This window comes from Candidatus Clostridium helianthi, from assembly GCF_045310795.1.
GTDB classification, from domain to species: Bacteria; Bacillota; Clostridia; order Clostridiales; family Clostridiaceae; genus Clostridium; species Clostridium helianthi.
Map to the genome: position 1 here is coordinate 117,135 of NZ_JBJIAB010000001.1, position 22,417 is coordinate 139,551.

The following is a 22,417-nucleotide window of genomic DNA, read 5'->3' on the forward strand; positions in this document are numbered from 1 at the left end:
TTTCCAATATTAATAAAAGAAGCGCAAATTCTAGCGCTTCTCAAGTATAATATCAAATAAGTTAGTTGCAATTTTTTCTTTGCTCATCTTATCCAAGTAAATTTCCTTACCTTCTTTAGACAAGATTATTACTTTATTATCTTCTGAGGCAAACCCAGTATCACTTGCTGTTATATCGTTTGCTACAATATAATCTAAATTTTTTCTTTGTAGTTTTGACATAGCATTGTCTTTTAACTCTTGGCTTTCAGCCGCAAATCCTACTAGAATTTGATTTTTCTTTTTGCTTCCAAGCTCCATTAGAATATCATTATCTCTAATAAATTCTATGCAAAGCTCTCCGTCACCTTTTTTTATTTTCTGTGTGCTATAATTTTTAGGCTTATAATCTGCAACTGCAGCTGACTTTATTACTATATCTGCTTCATCAAATATGTTCATAACTTCATTTTTCATTTCTTCATTGGTAGAAACCTCTACAACATTAATATCTTTTGGAGCTATTATTGATGTTGGTCCAGATATTAATGTTACATTGGCTCCTCTATTTCGTGCTTCCTTTGCTATAGCATAACCCATTTTTCCAGTTGATCTATTTGTAATAAACCTCACAGGATCTACAGGTGCTATAGTTGGACCTGCTGTTACTACAACATTTTTATTTAGCAAATCTTTATTTTCATTTAATTCCATTAAAACTTTGTCAACAATAATTTCAGGACTTTCAAGTTTACCTTTACCGCTTGTTCCACAAGCAAGTCTTCCTTCAGCTGGGTCTATAAATTCATATCCAAGTGACTTTAATTTCTTAATGTTTTCTTGGACTATAGGATTCTCATACATATTGGTATTCATTGCAGGTGCAAAAATCACTTTTGCCTTAGTTGCCATTATTGTAGTCGAAAGCATATCATCTGCTATTCCATTTGCAACTTTACCTATTATATTAGCTGTAGCAGGTGCTACTAAGAATACATCTGCTTTTTCTGCTAAGCTTATATGTTGAATCTCCCAAGCTTTCGGTTCTGCAAACATATCGCATGTAACCATATTCTGACTTAAAGATTGAAATGATAATGGGGTCACAAATTTAGTAGCTGATTCTGTCATAATTACATTAACATTAATATCTTTTTTAACAAGTAAACTTACTATTTCTAATGCCTTATATACTGCAATTCCACCACTTACACCCAACACTAAATTCTTTTTCATTTTATTTAAGACCTTCTTCTAAAATTTCAAATTCAACTGCATCTTGATCTACTTCATTTATTGCAATTGTTAAAGGTTTATTTGATTTTATTGAAATCTGAGGTTCTGCACCTTCTATTATTTGTCTAGCTCTTTTTGATGTTAAAATTACTAAAGAATATCTGTCATGTACCTTTTCTAATAAGTCTACTACTGATGGACTAATCATAGAGTTGTTCATGAATAATTCCCTCCTTTGAATCTAATATACTATCTTTTATTCTATCTACTCTGCATTTTTCAGCAGATATTATAGCTTCTAATTTTTCTACAGCTATCTCTACTTTATCATTTACTACAGCATAATTATATTTAGAAATAAAATTAATTTCCTTATACGCTGATTTAAATCTCTTCATTAGAGATTCTTGAGTTTCACTGCCCCTGTTAATGATTCTTTGTTTTAACTCTTCCATAGATGGTGGAAGAATAAATACAAAAACTCCTTCTCTTGTGTTTTCTTTAACTTTTAATGCACCTTGTATATCTATTTCTAGAATAACATCTTTCCCATTTTGTAACATTTCTTCAACGTTAGATTTAGGTGTACCATAGTAATTATCATACACTTCTGCATATTCTAAGAAATCATTACTTTCTATCTTTTCTACAAACTGCTCTTTGGACATAAAAAAGTAATTAATACCTTCTACTTCTCCAGCTCTTGGAGATCTTGTAGTAGCCGATACAGACAACATTACATCCTTATTTTTCTCCATAAATCTTTTACATATAGTACCTTTTCCAGCACCAGACGGTCCTGATATAACTATTAATAGACCTCTCCCTTTAGTAATCATTATTCATCATCCTCATCAACTGCCATATCATCTTTTGTAGATAATCTATGAGCTACTGTTTCAGGTTGAACTGCTGATAAGATGACATGATCGCTATCTGTTATTATTACAGCTCTAGTTCTTCTTCCGTAAGTAGCATCTATTAGCATACCTCTATCTCTTGCTTCTTGAATAATTCTTTTAATAGGTGCTGATTCAGGACTCACAATTGCAACTAATCTATTAGCAGAGACTATATTCCCAAAGCCTATGTTTATTAACTTTATTCCCATTTTTTACCTCCTAATTATTCAATGTTTTGAACTTGTTCTCTTATTTTTTCAATGGTATTTTTTATCTCTATTACTTTGTTAGTCATATTTATTTCTGTTGATTTAGATGCTATAGTATTAGCTTCTCTATTCATTTCTTGAATTATGAAATCTAATTTTCTTCCAATAGGTTCATCTAAATCTAAGGTACTTTTCATTTGGTCTAAATGACTTCTGAGTCTTGTTATTTCTTCATCTACTGCTGCCTTATCTGAAAGAATAGCCACTTCTAATGCTATCCTGCTTTCATCTATATCAACACCAGATAATAATTCTTCCAATCTTTCTTCAAGTTTCTTCTTGTAATTCTTAGGGATACTGTCAGCTACCTTTTCTATTTCTTCAACGTAATTCTCTATAATTTCAATTTTTGATAAAATATCAACTTTTAATTTTTCGCCCTCTTTGCATCTCATATCATTCATTAAATCTAGAGCCGATTCAATCAGAGGCGATATCTCACTAAAAATATCATCTAAATCATCATCCAACTCTTCCAATGTAATAACATCAGGAAATTTAGCTATTTTAGTTGTAGATATATCATCAATAACATTCAATTCACTTTGGATTTGTTTTAAACATTTATAATACTCTTCAGCTAACTTCATATTTAGATTTGCTTTCCCAACGCTATTTCCATAGGCTTTATAATTAATAAAAACATCAACCTTACCTCTATTTAATCTTTTACTAATTATCTTCCTTATCTTCTCTTCTAAAGCCAACATCGTTCTAGGCATTCTTATATTTATATCTAAATATCTATGATTTACGCTCTTCATCTCTATAGAGAAACTTGACTTTCTTCCATCTTCGCTTTGAGCTCTTCCAAAGCTAGTCATACTTCTTATCAACTGTACACCTCCTTTTAACTTTTAAACAATTTGGAGTTTGCTTAACTAAGTATAATCATAATAAATTTCTATGTCAACATTCTGTTCACAAATTGTTAACATTTATATTTGCAAGTTTGATAAATCTTTAAATTCATATACTTACTAAAAATTAGTGACAAGTTAAAGGTGGAATTTTCTTAGAAATTGGAACAAAAGTATATTATTCATTTCGGTGAGCTATACGCATAAGTATAGATTATAGTTGTTTTATCTATTTAAATAGCAAAAGATTACTTAACAACTATTTATTAAACCATTGTTAAGTAATCTCTCTAATATAATTTATTTTTTGGCAGGTCGGCGTATCCTGCATCTCTGATTACTAAGACTAGCGCGTGAGGAGCCTTTTCTCACCTCAAAAAACAAAATTTATTTCAAAATTAATTATAATATATTTTCTTTTAATTCACTATCTTCAACTTTTATTAATCTTCCCCTATATATTCTAGCATTCATTTTTGACAATGTTATTGGATACATAGTTGCGACATATATATATTGATCTTCTAAATCAACTTCCAATCCTAAAAGTAAGATAATATTATCAATCTTCTTAACTAATTCAAGAGAGTCACCAACTGATCTCTTATAATTTACACCAACATATTGTGGATCTTTAATCACTTTTTCTATAGTATCTATTATATTATCCTTGATTTTTTTTGTGAATTGCCTACCATGTCTTTTTTTTATATGGTTTACAACACCTGGAGAGGCATAAACTATTCTAGGTAAATCAAGCTCTAAGAGCTCACTTATAGAGATTTTAATTTTACCAACTTTCTTATAAGCTTTATACTCTCTTTTCATAATACCCCTCATTTATATCCTTTCTTTTATTATATCCCAGTAGTATGTATTTTTCCACCACTTAAATAAAAAATCATGGTAAAAAAGTGTTGATTTTATTACTTCACAATACATAAGGCATATACGAGAAAAACGAGTCCAAAATACCACGATTATTTTCATTAGGCACGGAAACATATTTCTCTTATATCTAGCCTATTTTGGCTCTCTGCCCCCGTGAGCTGAGAACAAAAACCTATAATTAAGTGCGAATCACTTGCTCATGGATTGCAGCGAGTCGAGCCTCCCCATGTACTTGAAAATAGGCTTGGCATATGCACTCGTTATTCTCTTGATTATGCCTAATATGTAGTATCACTAATATAACTAATTTACTTAACTACAATATAAAATCAACACTTTGTTAGGATTAAATTATAAAAATCTTTATATCAGATTTTTTAAAGTATTATACAGATTAATCCACCATTACCTTCATTAATAATTTTCTGCAAAGTTTTTTGAATCTTAACTTGAACATCTTCCGGCATTTTATATAGCTTGTTTTGTAATCCTTCTTTTACTAACACTTCTAAAGATTTTCCAAACATATTACTTTGCCAAAGAAGAGCTGGATCTGTTTCAAATTGTTCTAGAAGGCCTTTTACTAGTTCTTCGGATTCCTTTTCTGATCCCATTATAGGGCTTATCTCAGTTTTAATATCACACTTTATAAGATGTAAGCTTGGAGCACTTGCCTTTAATTTAACTCCATATTTATTACCTTGTTTAACTATTTCAGGTTCCTCAAACTTCATTTCTGAAAGTTGTGGTGCAACCAATCCATAGCCACTCTCTCTTACATCCTCTAATGCGTCTTTAACCTTATCATATTCACATTTTGCATGACTTAGGTCATTTATTATGCTGAGTAAGTCACTTTCTGAACCAACTTCTAAATTACATATCTCACTAAGAACCTTATAGAAAATTCCATCTTTAGGTTTCATAGATATTTTTGCTGTTCCACTGCCTAAATCAACTTCATTTATAGTTGCTTTTCCCATAAAGTCTTCATTTTCAAAATCATTTAAGCAGTATTTTATGTCTCTTACCTTAGAGACATCTTGACTCATGTTCATAATTATGTTGAAAAAATCTTTTTTTAGCCAATGGTTACATTCTAATTTCTCTAACCATTCAGGCATATCAATATTTATTTCTTTTACAGGGAATTCCTTAAGTACGTGTTTAAATAAATCCTCAATATCTTGTTCTTCCATATTATAAACATCCATAACTTGAACAGTTACATTATATTTATCTTCTAATTCTTTTTTCAATGCCTTAGTTTCTTGAGAATTAGGCTTATTAGTATTAAGAACTACAATAAATGGTTTATTTAGTGACTGTAATTCATATATTACTCTTTCTTCTGGTTCTACATAGTCATTTCTATCTATTCCAGTTATACTTCCATCAGTTGTAATTACTAATCCTATTGTTGAATGGTCTTTTATAACTTTTCTTGTCCCAATTTCTGCTGCATCCTCAAAAGGTATTTCGTAATCATACCATGGTGTATGAACCATTTTAGTTTCCTCACCATCTAGATATCCTAATGCTCCTTTTACAATATATCCTACGCAGTCAACCATCCTTACTTTAAATTTTATTTCATCCCCTAAATTTATTTCTACTGCTTCATTAGGTACAAATTTAGGTTCTGTTGTGTGAATATTTTTTCCTGAGCCACTCTGTGGTAACTCATCTTTTGCTCTTTCCTTTTTATAAGTATTATCAATTTTAGGTATTACCATAAGATCCATGAACTTTTTGATAAATGTAGATTTCCCTGTCCTAACTGGTCCTACGACTCCTACATATATGTCCCCTTGGGTTCTATCGGCTATATCTTTGTATATGTTAAAATTGTCCACATTTTTCCCTCCCATATTCTTTTTTCCAATATATATATATTCATCCTTTATTTAAAATATACAAATATAATAAATAAAAAATTTTAACACAATTCTAATCACTAAATATATGATTAAAATCATATTAAAATTCCTATCTTTAAAACTATATATCAGAATTAGGCATAATCAAAAAAGAATAAAAAAATAGTAGCCAACATGTTCAAACCTACGGATGGATTTAATCAAACTATAATTTACTAACATTTGAAAATACAAAACCAGCTATACAAAAAATTAATCTTTTTTTGTATAGCTGGTACAAATAACTTCAATATAAATTTCCAAAGTATACTTATAATTTCAATGCTATAAATATTAAAATAATTCACTCTTTTTGTCTCTATTCATGAGTTCATCAATAATAGACTTAGCATTCTTTCCTTCAAATAATCCTTTATAGAGCCCATCTGTTATAGGCATTGATATACCTATTCTTTCCTTCAGTTGATAAAAGGCTCTACAAGCTTTTACTCCTTCAACAACCATTCCTACTTCTTTTAAAGCATCTTCAAGAGACATACCTTTACCTATCAGTAAACCAGCTCTTCTATTTCTAGAATGCATAGATGTACAAGTAACTATTAAATCTCCCATACCGGTTAATCCGTAAAAAGTTTCCGCTCTTCCACCAAGTGCTATCCCAACTCTAGAGATTTCCTTCATCCCCCTAGTTAAAAGTGCCGCTTTTGTATTGTCTCCATACCCAAGACCATCTATAACTCCTGCAGCTAACGCAATTACATTCTTCACAGCGCCACCAACTTCTACTCCTATTATATCGTCATTAGTATAGACTCTAAAATATGGTGTCATAAATAAATCTTGAATATCAGTTGCAAATTTCATTTCTTTAGATGTACTAACTATTGTAGTTGGTATCTTCATTACAACTTCTTCAGCATGGCTTGGTCCTGATAAAACTACAACTGGATTATCTAATTCTTCCTCAATTACAACTGATAATCTTTTATCTGTATCTTCCTCAATACCTTTTGCAATAGATATTATAGGAATATCTCTAGAGATTTTTCCTTTAATAGCTATACACATACTTCTAATTACATGGGAAGGTACTGATAAAACTATATAATCAGCACCATCTATTGCTTCTTCAATACTATTAAATGCAGTTACTCCTTTAGGAATTGCAAAATCTTTCATATACTTTTCGTTTGTTCTCTTAATGTTTATTTCATTAACAACATTCTTATCTCTATCGTATATATTAACAACATTATCTTTTTCTGCAAGTAAAACAGCTAAGGCACTACCAAAGCTTCCTCCTCCTAAAAAAGTAATTTTACTCATAACTATTCCTTTCTTTGTCTGTATTCAATTTGTATTCCAGTTCCTTTGAAATCAAAACTATCTCTCAATTGATTTTCTAAATATCTTTCATATGAGAAGTGTCTTGCACTTTCATCATTTATAAAGAACACAAATTTAGGTGGTTTAGTTGCAACTTGAGTCGCGTAGTAAATTTTCATTCTCTTAATTCCAACAATAGGCGGTTCCTTCATAAGTACAGCTTTGCTTATGACCTCATTTAATATACCTGTTGAAATTCTCTTATTGTAGTTATCATAGCAATATCTTGCTAACTTAAGCACTTTATTAGTTCTTTGACCTGTTAGTGCAGATATAAATAGGTATTCAGCATAACTTAAGAACTTTAAATTTGATTGTAGATCCTTTTTAAAATTATCTAAAGTTTTATCATCCTTCTCAACCAAATCCCATTTATTAACAATAACCATAATAGCTTTTCTCAATTCATGAGCATAACCTATTATTTTTTCATCTTGTTCTGTAATTCCTTCTGTTGCATCAATCATAAGTATACACACATCTGCTCTTTCAATTGCTGCATAAGTTCTTACAACACTATATCTTTCAATTTCTTCTTTTACCTTGCTCTTTCTTCTAAGACCAGCTGTATCTATTAATATGAACTTACCTTCTTCTATTTCTAAGTAACTATCTATTGCATCTCTTGTAGTACCAGGTACATCAGAGACTATTACTCTTTCTTCACCTAATAACTTATTAATTAAAGAAGATTTCCCTACATTAGGCTTACCAATCATTGCTATTCTAATATATTCATCCTCTTCTTCATCATAAATAGATTTGTCAAAATGCTTAACTACTTCATCAAGCATATCACCAAGACCTAATCCTTGACCTGCTGATATTGTTATAGGATCACCTATTCCTAAATTATAGAATTCATAAGCATTATTTTCATCTTTTAAATTGTCAACTTTATTAACAACTAAAACTACTGGTTTTTTGCTCTTTCTAAGCATAGTAGCCACTTCATTATCTGCAGCTGTTAATCCTTCTTTACCGTCAACTATAAATACTATTACATCAGCTGTCTCAATTGCAATATTCGCTTGTCTTCTCATTTGTTTTATAATAATATCATTATTCTCTGGTTCAATACCACCTGTATCTATCATGGTAAAATTATAATTTAACCACTCTGCTTCTGCATACACTCTGTCTCTTGTAACTCCTGGTGTATCCTGTACTATTGAAATTCTTTTTCCTGCCAATCTATTAAACAAAGTTGATTTTCCAACATTTGGTCTTCCAACTATGGCAACTATCGGTTTACCCATTAAAATTCCTCCTCTTTATATCTAGACATACTCAAAAATAACAAGCTATCACGCTATTTTATTTTTCTTCACATGCCTCATTAAGTTTTTCTATTAAATCTTCACCTGTATAGTCGACTACTATTACCTTAACATCTAAAGCTGATTCAATATCTTTAATTTTAATATCATCCAGCATTATCTGCTCATTAGAATCAGATAATTCATAGCCTTTTCTAAACATGTTATTAGACATTATTAAATACTTAGTATTTATTATTCCCTTCATCTGATTTATTATATCAGTTCCAGTTAAAAGTCCTGCTACAGTAATTGTTTCTCCAAAATAATTATTTATTATCTTATAAACATCAAGCTGTATATTAGGATTTCTTTCCTTTATTTTATTGCTAGCTTCTAACAACTCATTATAAGCCAACGCTCCTGTAACAATCGAAAAGCTTCCTTTCATATTTGAACTTAAATCATCTAAAGTGCTATCTATTGCATCCCTAAAGCATCTAACCATTCCTATACCATCTTCTATTTGATGATAATCATCATAAAATTCCTCATTCGGAATCTCTTTACCTGCTACTAAATAAAATTCATCAGATAATCTTACAAATGGCTTGCTAGTTTCTTTAATATATATATCTTGTAATTCCTTAATATTATTGATTTCTTCAATAGATTGTTCTTTTGTATACGTATTAACATGCTTAAGTCCTTGCCTAAACTTAGTAATACCTATAGGAACTACTGCTACATCTGAAACTTCTGGATAAAGTTTATATAAATCTTCAATTGTTCGTTTAAGTTCATTTCCATTATTTATTCCTGGAACACAAACTATTTGTGCATTCATTGTAATACCAGCATCAGCCAGTCTTTGCATTCTTTCAAGAACATTGCCTGCAAATCTGTTATTTAGCATTTCAACCCTTAGATCTGGATTAGTTGTATGTACAGAAATATTAATTGGACTTATATGATATTTTATTATCCTATCAATGTCCTCATCTTTCATATTTGTTAATGTCACGAAATTTCCTTGTAAAAATGACAATCTTGAATCATCATCTTTAAAGTATAATGTTTCTCTCATTCCCTTAGGCAGCTGATCAATAAAACAAAATATACATTTATTACTGCATGATTTTGCCTTATCCATGATGCCTCCACCAAATTCTATTCCTATGTCTTCACCATACTCTTTTTCAATTTCAATTTCCCATATCTCACCACTAGGTTTTTCTATCTCTAACACAATTTCTTCATCCGCAGACAAAAACTTATAATCTATAATATCATTTATTTTCTTATCATTAATAGATAATAATATATCATTTTCTTCTATCCCGACTTCCTCTGCAATTCCATTAGAGGTTACTTTTGTTATAATATTTTTCATTTTTTCACCCCTTATTATAACATTCTTATCTTTGTTATATTACATTAAACCCTTAGTTAAGTCAACAATTCATATTGTTAAAACATATTTAAACAATTGAAAGAACAAAATCGCAGGTGACTGTGGAGCCGGAGATTTTTTTACGCATCTGCCTTTTCGAACGCATGTGAGAAAAATCTGCACATCAGAAATGGCAGCTATGCTGCATATAAGAACATTTTATGCAGGCGAATATATTTTCTTTTTTATTCTCTTTTAAAAGCCAACCTTCTAAATCAGCCTTTCTTATAAGTTATCCACAGATTATCCAACAATATAATTTCCTAGAGAATAAAAAATGTTCTTAATAAAAAGAACATTTTCCTACATTTATATATCTCTATTCATTTAAATCAACATAAGCTCCCGTTTTTGAAAAAATCGTCCATTCACATATATTAGTTACGTGATCTCCTATTCTTTCCAAATACTTTATTACAAATAACAATTGAGTTCCTTCTTGAAGTAAGCTTTCATCTTTTTTTATTGCTTTAATAAAAGAAGCAAACAGCGATCTATATATAGTATCTATCTCATCATCTTTTTTGCAAATTCTATATGCCATTTCATCATCATCATTAACGTGAGAATCTATAGATGCCTTTATCATATATCTTGCTTTTCTTTCCATATCCCATAAATCCTCTGAGACCTTTTTAAGAGAATTAACATTTTTACCAATTCTTTTTGTTATTTTACAAATATCCACTGCATAATCTGCTATTCTTTCTAAATCTGTCACTATTTTCGAAACAGTGAATACCCTTCTCAAATCTGTTGCCAAAGGCTGCTCTGATGCAATAAATTTAATACACTGTTCTTCAATTATTTTTTGTAATTCATCAACTTTATCATCAGCCTTAATAATTTTATCTGCTACTTCTACGTCACAATTCTTTAAGCACAGCATACTTTCATATATTTGCTTCTCTACCAAGTCTGCCATAATTACTAGTTGCCTATTTATATTTTTTACTTTAGCATCTTGTGATCCTCTTGTCATTCTTCCATTGCCCCTTCATACTTAAATTTATCGTTTACACCTAATTACACCTTAGTTACATATAAAAAATAATCCTTAACTAGATTCTTATTAAATTTCCGATTAACTGCTATGAATGATTTTATTATATGATATATTTACTTTATGCTTTCAATTTATTTTTTTCATATTACATTAATATAATACCTAAGTCAAGAAATTCATGATCAAATGATAAAAATGTCCTCAATAAATTAAGGACACTTTATAATACTCATACATCTTATTCATTTAAATCAACATAGGAACCTGTTTTTGAAAAAATAGTCCATTCACATATATTAGTTACATGATCTCCTATTCTCTCTAGGTATTTTATTGCAAATAGTAATTGAGTTCCTTCTTGAAGCAGATTTTCATCTACTTTTATTGAATTAATCAAAGTAGAGAATAAAGATTTATAGAATGCATCTATTTCATCATCCTTTTCACAAACCTTATATGCCATTTCCTCATCTTCATTAATATATGAGTCTACAGACGCTCTTATCATGGCTCTTACTTTATCATCCATCTCCCATAATTCTTCTGAACCTTTTTCAAATGAGCTTATCTTTTTCCCAATCCTCTTTGTTATCTTGCATATATCTACTGCATAGTCTGCCATTCTCTCTAAATCCGTCACTATTTTAGATGCTGTAAATACTCTCCTTAAATCTGTTGCGAGCGGTTGTTCAGTTGCTATAAATTTGATACATTCCTCTTCTATCATCTTTTGCATATCATCAACAATATCATCATTCTTAATAACTTGCTCAGCCTTTTCTAGATCATATTTTTTTAAACTTAGCAAACTATCATATATTTGCTTTTCAACTAGACTAGACATTTTTAGCAGCTCTCTATTTATATTTTTTACTCTTGTATCCTGCGATCCCCTTGTCATAATTATCATTGCCCCCTTTTAGCCAAATCTACCTGTAATATAATCTTCTGTTCTCTTATCTCTTGGATTATAAAATATGTCTTCTGTTTTTCCGTACTCTATAACTTCTCCATTTAAAAAGAATGCAGTTTTATCAGCTATTCTTCCTGCTTGCTGCATATTATGAGTTACAATGATAACTGTATATTTTTTCTTTAATTCATCCATAAGTTCTTCCATTTTTCCAGTTGATATTGGATCTAATGCAGATGTTGGCTCATCCATCAGAATTACTTCTGGAGAAACCGCCAATGTTCTAGCAATACATAATCTTTGTTGTTGTCCACCTGACATTCCAAGCGCACTTGATTTTAGCCTATCTTTAGTCTCGTCCCAAAGCGCTGCTCCTCTTAAGCTTTTTTCCACTATTTCATCTAAGATCTTCTTATTTTTTGTGCCGTGTATTCTAGGTCCATACGCAATGTTATCATAAATTGACATTGGAAATGGATTTGGTCTTTGGAATACCATTCCGATTCTTTCTCTTAAATATATATCATCATAGTCCTTATATATATCCTTACCTTCAAAAAAAACTTCCCCAGTTATTTTTACAATCTCAATCAAATCATTCATTCTATTTAAAGTTCTTAGGAAAGTTGATTTTCCGCAACCTGAAGGTCCAATTAGTGCTGTAACTTCATTTTTATTTATGGACATATTTATATCTTTAAGAGCCTGATTATCACCATAATATAAGCATAAATCTTTTGTTTCTATAATATTCATAACTATCTCCTACTTCCCACTATAAGCTTTCATCAATCTATTTCCAATTAACCTTGCACAAACATTGAATAAGAGAACTGCTATTATAAGCACAGCCGCTGTTCCATTAGCTATTTGAGCTGCATCAACCACCGCACCTTCTGAATTTAGCTTCCATATATGGACAGCTAAAGTTTCTGCTGGTCTAAAAAGTGAAAATGCTGAACTATTCCCAGTCATACTTATAGTATTGAAATTTAAATTTTTAGAACTTAATCCCGCAGTATATAAAAATGCTGCTGCCTCACCAAAAATTCTTCCTGCCGCTAGTATTATACCCGTTAATATCTCTCCCATAGCTGTCGGAACTGTAAGCTTCGCTAATGTTTGCCATCTAGTCGCTCCAAGCCCCAAAGATGCTTCCTTAACCCTTTTGCTCGCTGTATTTATTGCATTTTCTGAAATTCTAGTCATTGAAGGTATATTTAATATACTTACAGATAAAGCACCTGCAAGTATAGAATATCCCCACCCCGCCATATTGACAAAAACCAGTAATCCAAACATACCAATAACAATAGATGGAAGTGAAGACATTGTTTCAAGAGACATTCTTATAAATTTAAGAATAGGTCCTTCTTTAGCATACTCTGCCAAATAAATTCCAGCTCCCACACCAATAGGAATTGTTATAATCAAAGAAATAACAAGCATATAAAACGAATTAAATAACTGCGGTGCTATTCCTCCTCCTGCTCCTGTAAGCTTTGGATTACCAAAAAGGAATGACGGTTTTAACATACTTCCACCTTTATATAAAATATATAAAATAAATGCACCAAGTAAAACCACTATGAGCATACTTATTATATAAAATATAACTGTCGCAATTTTATCTACTTTTTTTGCATTCATTATACCGCACTCCTTTTCTCAATTACTCTTACTATAACTATAAATATAAAAGAAATCACAAGTAAAATTAATGCTAATGTCCATAATGCATCATTCCATGGCGTTCCACCTACAGTATTAGCCATATCCATTGTTATTATACTTGTTAATGTTGCCATTGAGGAAGTAATGCTATCAGGTATCTTTACAGTGTTACCAATTACCATTTGAACTGCTAACGCTTCTCCAAAAGCCCTTGCAATACCAAGCACTACACCTGTTAATATCCCTGATTTGGCACCTGGAACTATTATTCTATAAATCGTCTGCCATCTTGTAGCTCCAAGGCCATATGATGCCTCAATGTGATCTTGAGGTATTGTTCTTATAGCATCTATAGATAACGTCGCTATAGTTGGTAGAATCATTAATGATAAAACTAAAATCCCTGCGATTAAAGAAAATCCCATTCCTCCAAAGTTTCCTTTTATAAATGGTACTAACACAGAAATACCAACCCAACCATAAACAACAGAAGGTATTCCAACTAATACTTCTAATGAAGGTTTAATTATCTTTTTTCCAAATTTACTTGATATAACATTCACAAATATCGCCAAAGCAATAGCAATAGGTGCACTTATAATTACTGCACCTACTGACACTAAGGTTGACCCTAAGATGAAAGCGAGAGCTCCAAAGGAAGGCTCTCCACCTTTGTTTGGCTTCCAATTATTTGTGAATAAAAATTCTGTGACACTATATCCATCTTTTGTGAATATTCTTATCCCTTTTGAAGCTATAAATACTATGATTGATATTGTTATCACTATTATTAATATTCCACATAGCCCTGCAAAGCCTTGGCCCAAATACTCATTTTTAAGCCTTTCTTTAAAACTTCTTTTTTCCATCTTTACTCATCCCTTAATTGAAATTATTTTACTTTCATTTCACTTCCTGAAACAAATCCTAAATTATCTAGAACTGACTTATCAACTTTGTTTGTAACATAATCTATAAAACTCTTAGCCACTCCTGTTGCTTCACCTTTAGTATACATGTGTCCCCATGACCAGAACTTATATGATCCATCAGCTATATTTGCTTTTTCAGCTGCAACTCCGTCAAGTTTTACTATTTTTATAGCATCCTTAGCTTCTTGTGTGTTCATATATGCAAGACCTAAATAACTAATTGCACCATCATTTTGTTTCATTGCACTTAAAACTGCTCCATTTGAATCTTGAGTTACTCCTAATGATTCGTTTTCTGCTGACTTATCTCCACCAAGAATTACCTTTTCAAAAGTTGCTCTTGTACCAGAACCTGCTGTTCTATGAACTAATAATATTGGCTTATCAGGTCCTCCAACTTCTTTCCAGTTAGTTACTTTACCAGAGAATATATCTTTGACTTGAGCTGATGTTAAATTATCTATTCCAAGTGATTTGCTTACCGCAACACCAAAACCTTCTGCTACAACTTTATGATCAACTAACTGACTTGCTTTATCCTTATCTAATTTTTCTTCCGCGAAAATATCTGAATTTCCTACATCTACTGATCCATCTAGCACTTGAGTAAGACCTGTACCTGATCCACCTGCTTGAGCACTAATTTCTGCATCTGGATTTTCCTTATTATATGTTTCAATCGCTTGTTCCATTAATGGAAGTAAGGCTGATGAACCACTTAGAGTTATAGATCCACTTACTTTATCGCTTGATTCAGTCTTTGTACCTGTTTCTGATTTATTTGATGAGCTTCCACACCCAACCATTGCACTTCCTATAACTGTCACTAACAAAGCCCCTACGACTAACTTTAACGTTCTTTTTTTCATTATACATTCCCTCCATCAATAAATTCGACATAAATTATGTTGGTTAAATTGTTTCTTATTACATATCCTATAATATACCCTCTTAGTTAATCTATTATTAGAGAATTGTTAAGTTATATTAGAGAGATGTTAAGAAAATTTAACATACCTTTGATAATAATAAAAAAATGCGTAAAGTTTTTGCTACTTTACGCATTATCTGTTATAAATATGGAATTTTTACTTCAAAACATGTTCCTACTCCAAGCTCACTTTTAACATAAATCTCTCCGTTAAAAATTTTAACAATATGTTTTACAATTGCTAAGCCAAGACCTGTTCCACCTTTTTTTCTTGATTTATCAACTCTATAAAATCGTTCGAAGATTCTTGATATATCTTCCTTAGGTATTCCTATTCCATTATCCTTTACTCTTAAGCAATAATATTTATTTTCATTATAACTTAACACTTCTACTTTCCCAGAAATATCCTTAGAGTATTTTATTGCATTTTCTATTAAATTCAAAGCTAGTTGATGGAATTTATCTCTATCTCCAAAGATCTTCTCATTATTGTTATCTTTAAATTCTAATTTAATATTTTTATTAATAGCAGTTTTTCTCATTATATTAATTACTTCTTCAATCACTGATCCCGGTTCAAACTCATGCATATCAACTGCTAAATTGCTTTCAATATTAGATAACACCAATATATCATTTATAAGTCTTGATAACCGTTCAGCTTCTTTATCTATAATATCTAAAAATTTCTCTCTTGTTTCGTCATCCTTAACGAATTTTAAAGTTTCAGCAAATCCTTTAATAGATGTTAGTGGAGTCTTCAATTCATGAGATACATTAGCAACAAACTGACTTCTCATAAGTTCTACTCTATTTATATCAGTTATATCTTGAAAAGTTATAACCTTTCCTACGCCTTCCATTCCATCTACCATAGCTGATTTCTTGATTTTGAAATCCCTTTCTATTGGATGACGTATTTTTATTTCTTTATCACTTACATCATCTTGTTCTAAGAATTTTATTATATCATAATCCTTTATATGGTCTAATAAATATTCGCCTACAATATTTCTTTTAATGCCAAGCAATGATTCTGCACATGGATTAATTGAAATTACCATATTGCAATTATCCACGGCTATAACACCGCTTTCCATACTTTTTAATATTGATTCTATTTTATTTTGATTGTCTATAACTTCACGAATCTTTATTTGTAACTGTTCCGCCATATTATTGAAGCTATTTCCTAAAGTTCCGAGCTCGTCATTTGTACTAATATTGGCTCTTATTTTATAGTCCCCATGAGTCATTTTCAAAGTTACACTTTCTAACTCTTTAACTGGATCAACAATTTTTTTAACTAGTCTTAATGATAAAAATAAAGAAAACGGCATAACCACAAGCAATATTCCAAAACAATATTTAATATTTTCTTTAAGTATTATAGTAACAGAATTTATGCTTACAGAGCTTCTAATCACAAAATTATTGTTAAGCCTAGTCGCATAATATATTAAGTCTGACTTAATTGTCTCGCTATATCTCTTTGAATAGCCTTCACCAGTTTCCATTGCTTTCTTAACTTCTTCTCTGTCCTTATGATTTTCATTACTCTTCTGCTCATTATCATATAAGACAACTCCATCATCATCTATAAGAGTAAATCTTACGTCTATACCATTTATTTTCGTATTATTTAATGCTTTTAACTCTTCATAATCATTTCTGCTAATATCAGTAACATCATTAAGTTCAGAAACTAGCAAATTTATGTTTCTAAGTTGTTCCTTTGTATTTTTAATTTGTTCTAAATTTATTATTGTAATAAAAGAAGATGCTACAATTAATAATGCAAATAACACTGTTATAATAACTGAAGTTAATATTTTGTTTTTCATTTTTACTCAGCTGGGTTAAATCTATAACCTACTCCTCTTATAGTTTCAATAAATCTTGGATTTTTATCATCTTCTTCTATCTTCTTTCTAAGATATCTTATATGAACATCTACAGTTCTTGTTTCTCCTATATACTCATAACCCCAAATCTTATCTAATAGAGTTTCCCTTTTGAGTATTCTTCCTTTATTTTTTATTAGTATCTGTAAAAGTTCAAATTCTTTTAAAGTTAAATCAACCTTTCTGTCATTCACATATACCTCATGACGTTCAAAGTCTACTTTAAGATTTTCTGAATTATAAACATCATCTTCTGCCTCATTAAATGAGCTTGTTCTTCTTAAAACTGCCTTTACTCTTGCAAGCAACTCCCTGACCGAAAATGGTTTTGTTATATAATCGTCAGCTCCAAGCTCTAGCCCAAGTATCTTATCAAGCTCTTCGCCTTTAGCTGTTAACATTATTATTGATGTTTTTTTCATTTCAGCATCTCTCTTTATTTCCTTACAAACATCAAATCCATCCATACCTGGCAGCATTAAATCAAGCAATAACAAGCTCGGCTTTTCAGCTTTAGCTATTTTTACTGCATCAATACCATTATTAGCACTTAAAACCTCATACCCAGCATTAACTAAATTGAAATGTAGCAATTCAACTATATGTTCTTCATCATCTACAATTAAAATTTTTTCATTAGCCATATTCCATCTTCCCCCTTAACGTGAAATAATAAAAGAAAACATTCTACCATAGGAACCCTGAGATTTCCTATATGAATGCAATTTAATATCACTACTACAATAAGTACATAAATCTAAACTATTTATATTACTCTCATTTATTCCAGCTTTCCTTAAATCGTCTATTATGCACGCTTCAAGATTAAGATTATTTCCATTAAATAGCTCTTTTTCATTTATTGTATCTTTCTTTTCAATAAACTTCTGCTTTAAATCTTCTGAAACTTCATAACAACATTTTCTAATATGTGGTCCTATATAAGCCTTAATATTTCTTTCATCAGACCCAAATTCATTTCTCATTTTATTGATTGTTCTTAATGTAATAGACTCAAAAGTACCTCTCCATCCACTGTGTATAGCAGCTGTAACCTCTTTTTCTTCATCTACCAATATAATTGGTACACAATCAGCAGTAAAAACCCCAATAATAACATTTTTTTCGTTTGTTATTATTGCATCGCCCTCTTCATCAATAATATTTTTCCCATTACCTTGATATTTTAATATTCTATCACTATGAATTTGCTTTATATATATTATATCATCTGCATTAAATTCTTTTTTTAATGAATTTAATTCTCTAACTCCCTCTTCTGTATTTCTATTGAAACTTCTTCCTTTTTCTGCATTTGTGAAGACAATTTCAAAATTTTTATCCTCTATTATTGTAAAATCATCTTTAATTTCTAAGTCTTTCAACTCTAATGTATTCACTCTAATCCTCCAATAAATTAATACTTTTTAATAAGGCATATGAAAATAAATAAAAGTCGCAAAACCACCATAAAATATTCTTATATATAGCATAGCTACTTTTTATAAGAATAAAATGATTGTACTCTTTAATTCATTTAAATTCTTTACTTAATATTAACATTTTATTAGCTGCTTGACATCTTTATTAACTGAAGTTTAACTTATATCTAACATTTTTAATTATAAAAAGGACATTGAAAACTTTTCAACATCCTTAATTATGTGATTATGTTCTAAGATTTTTTATTTCTTCTAGGAAAGTATCTATATCCTTAAATTGTCTATAAACTGACGCGAATCTTACATATGATATTTCATCTAACTCTTTCAATCTAGCCATAACCATTTCCCCTATTTCATTTGATGGGATTTCAGTGAGCATACTATTAGATATTGTTTTTTCTATATCATATGCTATTTCTTCGATTTGCTTTCTAGATATGGGTCTTTTTTGACATGCAATAATTAATCCATTAATTATTTTTTCTTTGTTGAAATTTTCTCTAGTTAAATCTTTTTTAATTACTAGGATTGGAAAATCCTCTATTTTTTCATATGTAGTATAACGCTTATTACATTTTAAACATTCTCGTCTTCTTCTAATTGTTGTATTGTCATCTGTTGACCTTGAATCAACAACCTTACTTTCTTCAAATCCGCAAAATGGACATTTCATACTTTCATTCACCTCTTTGCTTTCGTATATCAAAACCTATACTTATTATAACTATATTTTTGAAATATGGCTATACATTGTTTGCATTTACTTTATCTTTATCTTTTGCCTTCACCAATATAACATCTGTTCCTATTTTTACTATATCGCTCCACAAAATCTCTTTTTCATCTTCTTTTGCAAACCATGATTTTATTTCTCCTGGTAATATTAACGCAACTATTTTATTTTCATCGCAGTCTATTTTAAAATCTTTTATAAACCCGATTTTAGTTCCTGTTAATATATCTATAACTTCCATACTTCTCATAGCATTGAGTGAATGTAATTCAAGTTCCATAATTATCCCCCACCATTATAATATTATTAAACTCTCATTCTTATACGTGTTTTCTCATATGCTTTAGTGCTGTTTTTTCTAATCTTGAAACTTGTGCTTGGGAAATTCCAATTTCATCTGCAACTTCCATTTGAGTTCTTCCATTGAAAAATCTTAAATTTAATATAAGTTTCTCTCTATCAGTTAGTTTCTTCATTGCTTCTTTTATAGAGATGTTTTCAAGCCAATGCTCATCTGTATCTTTAGCGTCACTTATTTGATCCATTACATATATGGCATCTCCTCCATCATGATAAATTGGCTCATATAATGATACTGGATCTTGTATTGCATCTAACGCAAATACAACTTCTTCTCTTGGCAATTCAAGTTCTTTTGCAATTTGAGATATAGTAGGCTCTTTATTATTGTCTTTTATAAATTTTTCTCTCATAATAAGAGCTTTATAAGCTATATCTCTTAAAGATCTACTTACCCTAATAGAATTATTATCTCTTAGGTATCTTCTAATTTCCCCAATTATCATAGGAACTGCATAAGTTGAAAATTTAACATTTTGAGACAAATCAAAATTATCTATTGATTTCATTAAGCCTATGCAGCCCACTTGGAATAAGTCATCGATATTTTCTCCTCTATTATTAAACCGTTGAATAACACTAAGTACTAATCTCAAATTTCCCTTTATAAATGTTTCTCTTGCGTTCTTATCTCCAGCTTTCATTTGTAAAAAAAGTTGCTTTTTTTCTTTTTCTTTAAGTATAGGGAGTTTTGAAGTATTAACGCCACATATTTCTACTTTGTTAATTATCACAAGTATTCACCCCTTCGAAAGTAATAATCCATTGCATTAAACATTATCTCCGATAGGCAATACTTTTATACTTGAAGACAAGCTAAATCATTCTACTTATTTCTTTTTTCAATCTTTTAATTATCTTTTTCTCTAATCTAGAAATGTAAGATTGTGAGATTCCAAGCATATCCGCGACCTCTTTTTGCGTCTTTTCTCTTGTTCCATTTAAACCAAATCTAAGTCTTACTATTTCTTTTTCTCTATCATTTAAGCTCTTTAATGCCATGACTAATAACTGCTTATCTACTTCATCTTCTATCAAATTATAAACAGTATCGTTTTCAGTTCCTAATATATCTGATAACAGAAGTTCATTTCCATCCCAGTCAATATTAAGAGGTTCATAAAATGATATTTCAGCTTTTATCTTGCTATTTCTCCTTAAATACATAAGTATTTCATTTTCTATACATCTAGAAGCATAAGTTGCAAGCTTTATCTTTTTCTCTGGATTAAAAGTATTTACTGCTTTTATTAATCCAATGGTACCAACTGATATTAAATCTTCTACATATACACCTGTGTTTTCAAATTTTCTTGCTATATAAACAACCAATCTTAAATTTCTTTCAATTAAAGTACTTCTTATATTTTCATCTCCACCATTTAATTTATTTACCAAATCTTCTTCTTCATCTTTTGATAATGGTGGTGGTAGAGCATCATTTCCTCCTACATAATATAACTTTTTTCTAAACAACTTGAACTTACATAATAATTTATTAAAAAACAGAACTAACTTTTCCATAAATATCCCCCTTATAGACTATTCCCCTTGATAATAAGGCATTAAATTCGCATTCTTTACTTAATTTTTCTTTACATGGACATATTATTGCATCGACTTCTTCATATAGATGATAATTATTGCTTATTTTTATGTTGTTAACTTTTATACCTTTAAGACTTCCTCCATATCCTATTGAACTGTAAAGCACATGATATGTATTAATACTATTAAAATCCACATCACTTATTAGGTTTTCTTCAATTAAAATGCATGGAAGATTTGTAATTGGCTCTCTAAGCTCATTTCCAGTATCCAAAAAGCTTTTAATACTATATTGCTTACCTTCTATATTGAATTCAATCTCAAAAACAAAATTCCTTACGAACAGCTTGTCTTTAATATATTCCACAAGTCTGCTAAAAATTATATACATAATCATTACTCCTAGCATAATATACTTAATTGAATACTTCTCTATTTTGAATGTAGTTCCTAATAAATATAAATTTTGCTTTAACGAAAATAGAAAACATACTCCACTTAAAGTAAATGTCATCATTAGAAATATAATAAGAATCTTGATCATATTAAGAATGTTTGTTTTTCCATACACTATTCTGAGCATTATGAAAGCAACAATTAATTCAATAGGTAAACAAGAGAATATGTTTAACTGTGGAATAACTAAAACCAATGTATAAATTCCACCCAATAAACTGGAGCTTAAGAGCGCAATCACCTTACATTTATGCTTTATGCATTTCATAGTTACTGTTAACAAAAAGAAATTTACTATGCAGTTTTCCAAAACTAAGGTATCAACATAAATTTCCATCTCAACGCCTCCAGTCTGTCTGGATTTTATTATATACTTCTTTCTCATAAAAATTTGTCA

24 protein-coding genes are annotated in these 22,417 nt (G+C 30.0%); all 24 read right to left on the minus strand.

Annotation, left to right across the window (positions count from 1 at the left end):
- Nucleotides 1-30: 30 nt before the first annotated feature.
- The 24 genes from coaBC to ACJDTP_RS00620 all read right to left on the minus strand — a co-directional run bounded on the left by coaBC (nt 31) and on the right by ACJDTP_RS00620 (nt 22,357).
- Nucleotides 31-1,215, minus strand: coding sequence for a bifunctional phosphopantothenoylcysteine decarboxylase/phosphopantothenate--cysteine ligase CoaBC (gene coaBC, locus ACJDTP_RS00505; protein ID WP_077840594.1), 1,185 nt, complete (start codon nt 1,213-1,215; stop codon nt 31-33).
- Nucleotide 1,216: 1 nt separating this feature from the next.
- Complete coding sequence (gene rpoZ / locus ACJDTP_RS00510) at nt 1,217-1,435, minus strand: DNA-directed RNA polymerase subunit omega (protein ID WP_077840593.1); 219 nt, start codon at nt 1,433-1,435, stop codon at nt 1,217-1,219.
- Nucleotides 1,416-2,054, minus strand: a complete 639-nt coding sequence (gmk, locus tag ACJDTP_RS00515; protein WP_077840592.1) for a guanylate kinase — start codon at nt 2,052-2,054, stop codon at nt 1,416-1,418. Before gmk ends, rpoZ begins: the two co-directional genes overlap by 20 nt.
- On the minus strand, nt 2,054-2,326 hold the full coding sequence (remA, locus tag ACJDTP_RS00520; protein WP_011968480.1) for an extracellular matrix/biofilm regulator RemA: 273 nt from the start codon (nt 2,324-2,326) through the stop codon (nt 2,054-2,056). Before remA ends, gmk begins: the two co-directional genes overlap by 1 nt.
- 14 nt (nt 2,327-2,340) lie before the next feature.
- Nucleotides 2,341-3,222 carry a YicC/YloC family endoribonuclease gene (locus tag ACJDTP_RS00525; protein ID WP_077840591.1) on the minus strand — a complete coding sequence of 294 codons (882 nt, stop codon included), beginning with the start codon at nt 3,220-3,222 and terminating at the stop codon, nt 2,341-2,343.
- Between the two features lie 426 nt (nt 3,223-3,648).
- Nucleotides 3,649-4,074: a PBECR3 domain-containing polyvalent protein gene (locus ACJDTP_RS00530; protein WP_078114843.1), complete on the minus strand. Its 426-nt coding sequence runs from the start codon at nt 4,072-4,074 to the stop codon at nt 3,649-3,651.
- A 440-nt stretch (nt 4,075-4,514) separates the two neighbouring features.
- Nucleotides 4,515-5,993 (minus strand): stage IV sporulation protein A, encoded by a 1,479-nt coding sequence (spoIVA, locus tag ACJDTP_RS00535; protein ID WP_011968476.1) that lies wholly within the window; start codon nt 5,991-5,993, stop codon nt 4,515-4,517.
- 357 nt (nt 5,994-6,350) lie between these two features.
- A complete protein-coding gene (locus ACJDTP_RS00540) occupies nt 6,351-7,343 on the minus strand; it encodes an NAD(P)H-dependent glycerol-3-phosphate dehydrogenase (RefSeq protein WP_270563665.1) in 993 nt (330 codons plus the stop codon).
- A 2-nt stretch (nt 7,344-7,345) separates the two neighbouring features.
- Nucleotides 7,346-8,662 carry a ribosome biogenesis GTPase Der gene (gene der, locus ACJDTP_RS00545; protein WP_406760193.1) on the minus strand — a complete coding sequence of 439 codons (1,317 nt, stop codon included), beginning with the start codon at nt 8,660-8,662 and terminating at the stop codon, nt 7,346-7,348.
- A 58-nt stretch (nt 8,663-8,720) separates the two neighbouring features.
- Complete coding sequence (locus tag ACJDTP_RS00550) at nt 8,721-10,055, minus strand: DUF512 domain-containing protein (RefSeq protein WP_078114842.1); 1,335 nt, start codon at nt 10,053-10,055, stop codon at nt 8,721-8,723.
- 379 nt (nt 10,056-10,434) lie between these two features.
- The gene (gene phoU / locus ACJDTP_RS00555; protein WP_077844585.1) at nt 10,435-11,097 is read right to left on the minus strand and encodes a phosphate signaling complex protein PhoU; all 663 of its coding nucleotides are present in this window, start codon (nt 11,095-11,097) and stop codon (nt 10,435-10,437) included.
- A gap of 262 nt (nt 11,098-11,359) precedes the next feature.
- Nucleotides 11,360-12,022 (minus strand): phosphate signaling complex protein PhoU, encoded by a 663-nt coding sequence (gene phoU / locus ACJDTP_RS00560; protein WP_406760194.1) that lies wholly within the window; start codon nt 12,020-12,022, stop codon nt 11,360-11,362.
- Nucleotides 12,023-12,040: 18 nt separating this feature from the next.
- Entirely contained in the window at nt 12,041-12,790 is a 750-nt protein-coding gene (pstB, locus tag ACJDTP_RS00565; RefSeq protein ID WP_077844587.1) for a phosphate ABC transporter ATP-binding protein PstB, read from the minus strand.
- 9 nt (nt 12,791-12,799) lie between these two features.
- On the minus strand, nt 12,800-13,684 hold the full coding sequence (gene pstA / locus ACJDTP_RS00570) for a phosphate ABC transporter permease PstA (RefSeq protein WP_406760195.1): 885 nt from the start codon (nt 13,682-13,684) through the stop codon (nt 12,800-12,802).
- Nucleotides 13,684-14,577, minus strand: coding sequence for a phosphate ABC transporter permease subunit PstC (pstC, locus tag ACJDTP_RS00575; RefSeq protein WP_103698102.1), 894 nt, complete (start codon nt 14,575-14,577; stop codon nt 13,684-13,686). The genes pstA and pstC overlap by 1 nt, the downstream gene beginning before the upstream one ends.
- A gap of 23 nt (nt 14,578-14,600) precedes the next feature.
- Nucleotides 14,601-15,509, minus strand: a complete 909-nt coding sequence (locus tag ACJDTP_RS00580; RefSeq protein ID WP_103698101.1) for a phosphate ABC transporter substrate-binding protein — start codon at nt 15,507-15,509, stop codon at nt 14,601-14,603.
- Between the two features lie 202 nt (nt 15,510-15,711).
- On the minus strand, nt 15,712-17,418 hold the full coding sequence (locus tag ACJDTP_RS00585; protein WP_406760196.1) for a sensor histidine kinase: 1,707 nt from the start codon (nt 17,416-17,418) through the stop codon (nt 15,712-15,714).
- 2 nt (nt 17,419-17,420) lie between these two features.
- Nucleotides 17,421-18,122 (minus strand): winged helix-turn-helix domain-containing protein, encoded by a 702-nt coding sequence (locus tag ACJDTP_RS00590; protein WP_023973356.1) that lies wholly within the window; start codon nt 18,120-18,122, stop codon nt 17,421-17,423.
- A 15-nt stretch (nt 18,123-18,137) separates the two neighbouring features.
- Nucleotides 18,138-18,878, minus strand: a complete 741-nt coding sequence (gene pgeF, locus ACJDTP_RS00595; protein WP_406760197.1) for a peptidoglycan editing factor PgeF — start codon at nt 18,876-18,878, stop codon at nt 18,138-18,140.
- Between the two features lie 268 nt (nt 18,879-19,146).
- Nucleotides 19,147-19,596, minus strand: coding sequence for a transcriptional regulator NrdR (nrdR, locus tag ACJDTP_RS00600; protein ID WP_011968463.1), 450 nt, complete (start codon nt 19,594-19,596; stop codon nt 19,147-19,149).
- A 70-nt stretch (nt 19,597-19,666) separates the two neighbouring features.
- The gene (locus tag ACJDTP_RS00605) at nt 19,667-19,936 is read right to left on the minus strand and encodes a YlmC/YmxH family sporulation protein (protein ID WP_041894905.1); all 270 of its coding nucleotides are present in this window, start codon (nt 19,934-19,936) and stop codon (nt 19,667-19,669) included.
- Nucleotides 19,937-19,976: 40 nt separating this feature from the next.
- Nucleotides 19,977-20,750: an RNA polymerase sporulation sigma factor SigG gene (gene sigG / locus ACJDTP_RS00610; protein WP_103698099.1), complete on the minus strand. Its 774-nt coding sequence runs from the start codon at nt 20,748-20,750 to the stop codon at nt 19,977-19,979.
- 82 nt (nt 20,751-20,832) lie between these two features.
- Nucleotides 20,833-21,540 carry an RNA polymerase sporulation sigma factor SigE gene (sigE, locus tag ACJDTP_RS00615; protein WP_011968460.1) on the minus strand — a complete coding sequence of 236 codons (708 nt, stop codon included), beginning with the start codon at nt 21,538-21,540 and terminating at the stop codon, nt 20,833-20,835.
- On the minus strand, nt 21,515-22,357 hold the full coding sequence (locus ACJDTP_RS00620) for a sigma-E processing peptidase SpoIIGA (RefSeq protein ID WP_171770802.1): 843 nt from the start codon (nt 22,355-22,357) through the stop codon (nt 21,515-21,517). Before ACJDTP_RS00620 ends, sigE begins: the two co-directional genes overlap by 26 nt.
- Nucleotides 22,358-22,417 lie beyond the last annotated feature (60 nt).

Coding starts and splice junctions, on each gene's coding strand:
- pstB (WP_077844587.1), bottom strand. CDS start 12,790: ATGAATATTATAGAAACAAAAGATTTATGCTTATATTATGGTGATAAT.
- coaBC (WP_077840594.1), bottom strand. CDS start 1,215: ATGAAAAAGAATTTAGTGTTGGGTGTAAGTGGTGGAATTGCAGTATAT.
- ACJDTP_RS00530 (WP_078114843.1), bottom strand. CDS start 4,074: ATGAAAAGAGAGTATAAAGCTTATAAGAAAGTTGGTAAAATTAAAATC.
- ACJDTP_RS00620 (WP_171770802.1), bottom strand. CDS start 22,357: ATGGAAATTTATGTTGATACCTTAGTTTTGGAAAACTGCATAGTAAAT.
- pstC (WP_103698102.1), bottom strand. CDS start 14,577: ATGGAAAAAAGAAGTTTTAAAGAAAGGCTTAAAAATGAGTATTTGGGC.
- der (WP_406760193.1), bottom strand. CDS start 8,662: ATGGGTAAACCGATAGTTGCCATAGTTGGAAGACCAAATGTTGGAAAA.
- sigE (WP_011968460.1), bottom strand. CDS start 21,540: ATGGAAAAGTTAGTTCTGTTTTTTAATAAATTATTATGTAAGTTCAAG.
- ACJDTP_RS00580 (WP_103698101.1), bottom strand. CDS start 15,509: ATGAAAAAAAGAACGTTAAAGTTAGTCGTAGGGGCTTTGTTAGTGACA.
- ACJDTP_RS00550 (WP_078114842.1), bottom strand. CDS start 10,055: ATGAAAAATATTATAACAAAAGTAACCTCTAATGGAATTGCAGAGGAA.
- ACJDTP_RS00605 (WP_041894905.1), bottom strand. CDS start 19,936: ATGGAACTTGAATTACATTCACTCAATGCTATGAGAAGTATGGAAGTT.
- phoU (WP_406760194.1), bottom strand. CDS start 12,022: ATGACAAGGGGATCGCAGGATACAAGAGTAAAAAATATAAATAGAGAG.
- nrdR (WP_011968463.1), bottom strand. CDS start 19,596: ATGAAATGTCCATTTTGCGGATTTGAAGAAAGTAAGGTTGTTGATTCA.
- rpoZ (WP_077840593.1), bottom strand. CDS start 1,435: ATGAACAACTCTATGATTAGTCCATCAGTAGTAGACTTATTAGAAAAG.
- ACJDTP_RS00540 (WP_270563665.1), bottom strand. CDS start 7,343: ATGAGTAAAATTACTTTTTTAGGAGGAGGAAGCTTTGGTAGTGCCTTA.
- remA (WP_011968480.1), bottom strand. CDS start 2,326: ATGGGAATAAAGTTAATAAACATAGGCTTTGGGAATATAGTCTCTGCT.
- gmk (WP_077840592.1), bottom strand. CDS start 2,054: ATGATTACTAAAGGGAGAGGTCTATTAATAGTTATATCAGGACCGTCT.
- ACJDTP_RS00590 (WP_023973356.1), bottom strand. CDS start 18,122: ATGGCTAATGAAAAAATTTTAATTGTAGATGATGAAGAACATATAGTT.
- ACJDTP_RS00585 (WP_406760196.1), bottom strand. CDS start 17,418: ATGAAAAACAAAATATTAACTTCAGTTATTATAACAGTGTTATTTGCA.
- phoU (WP_077844585.1), bottom strand. CDS start 11,097: ATGACAAGAGGATCACAAGATGCTAAAGTAAAAAATATAAATAGGCAA.
- pstA (WP_406760195.1), bottom strand. CDS start 13,684: ATGAATGCAAAAAAAGTAGATAAAATTGCGACAGTTATATTTTATATA.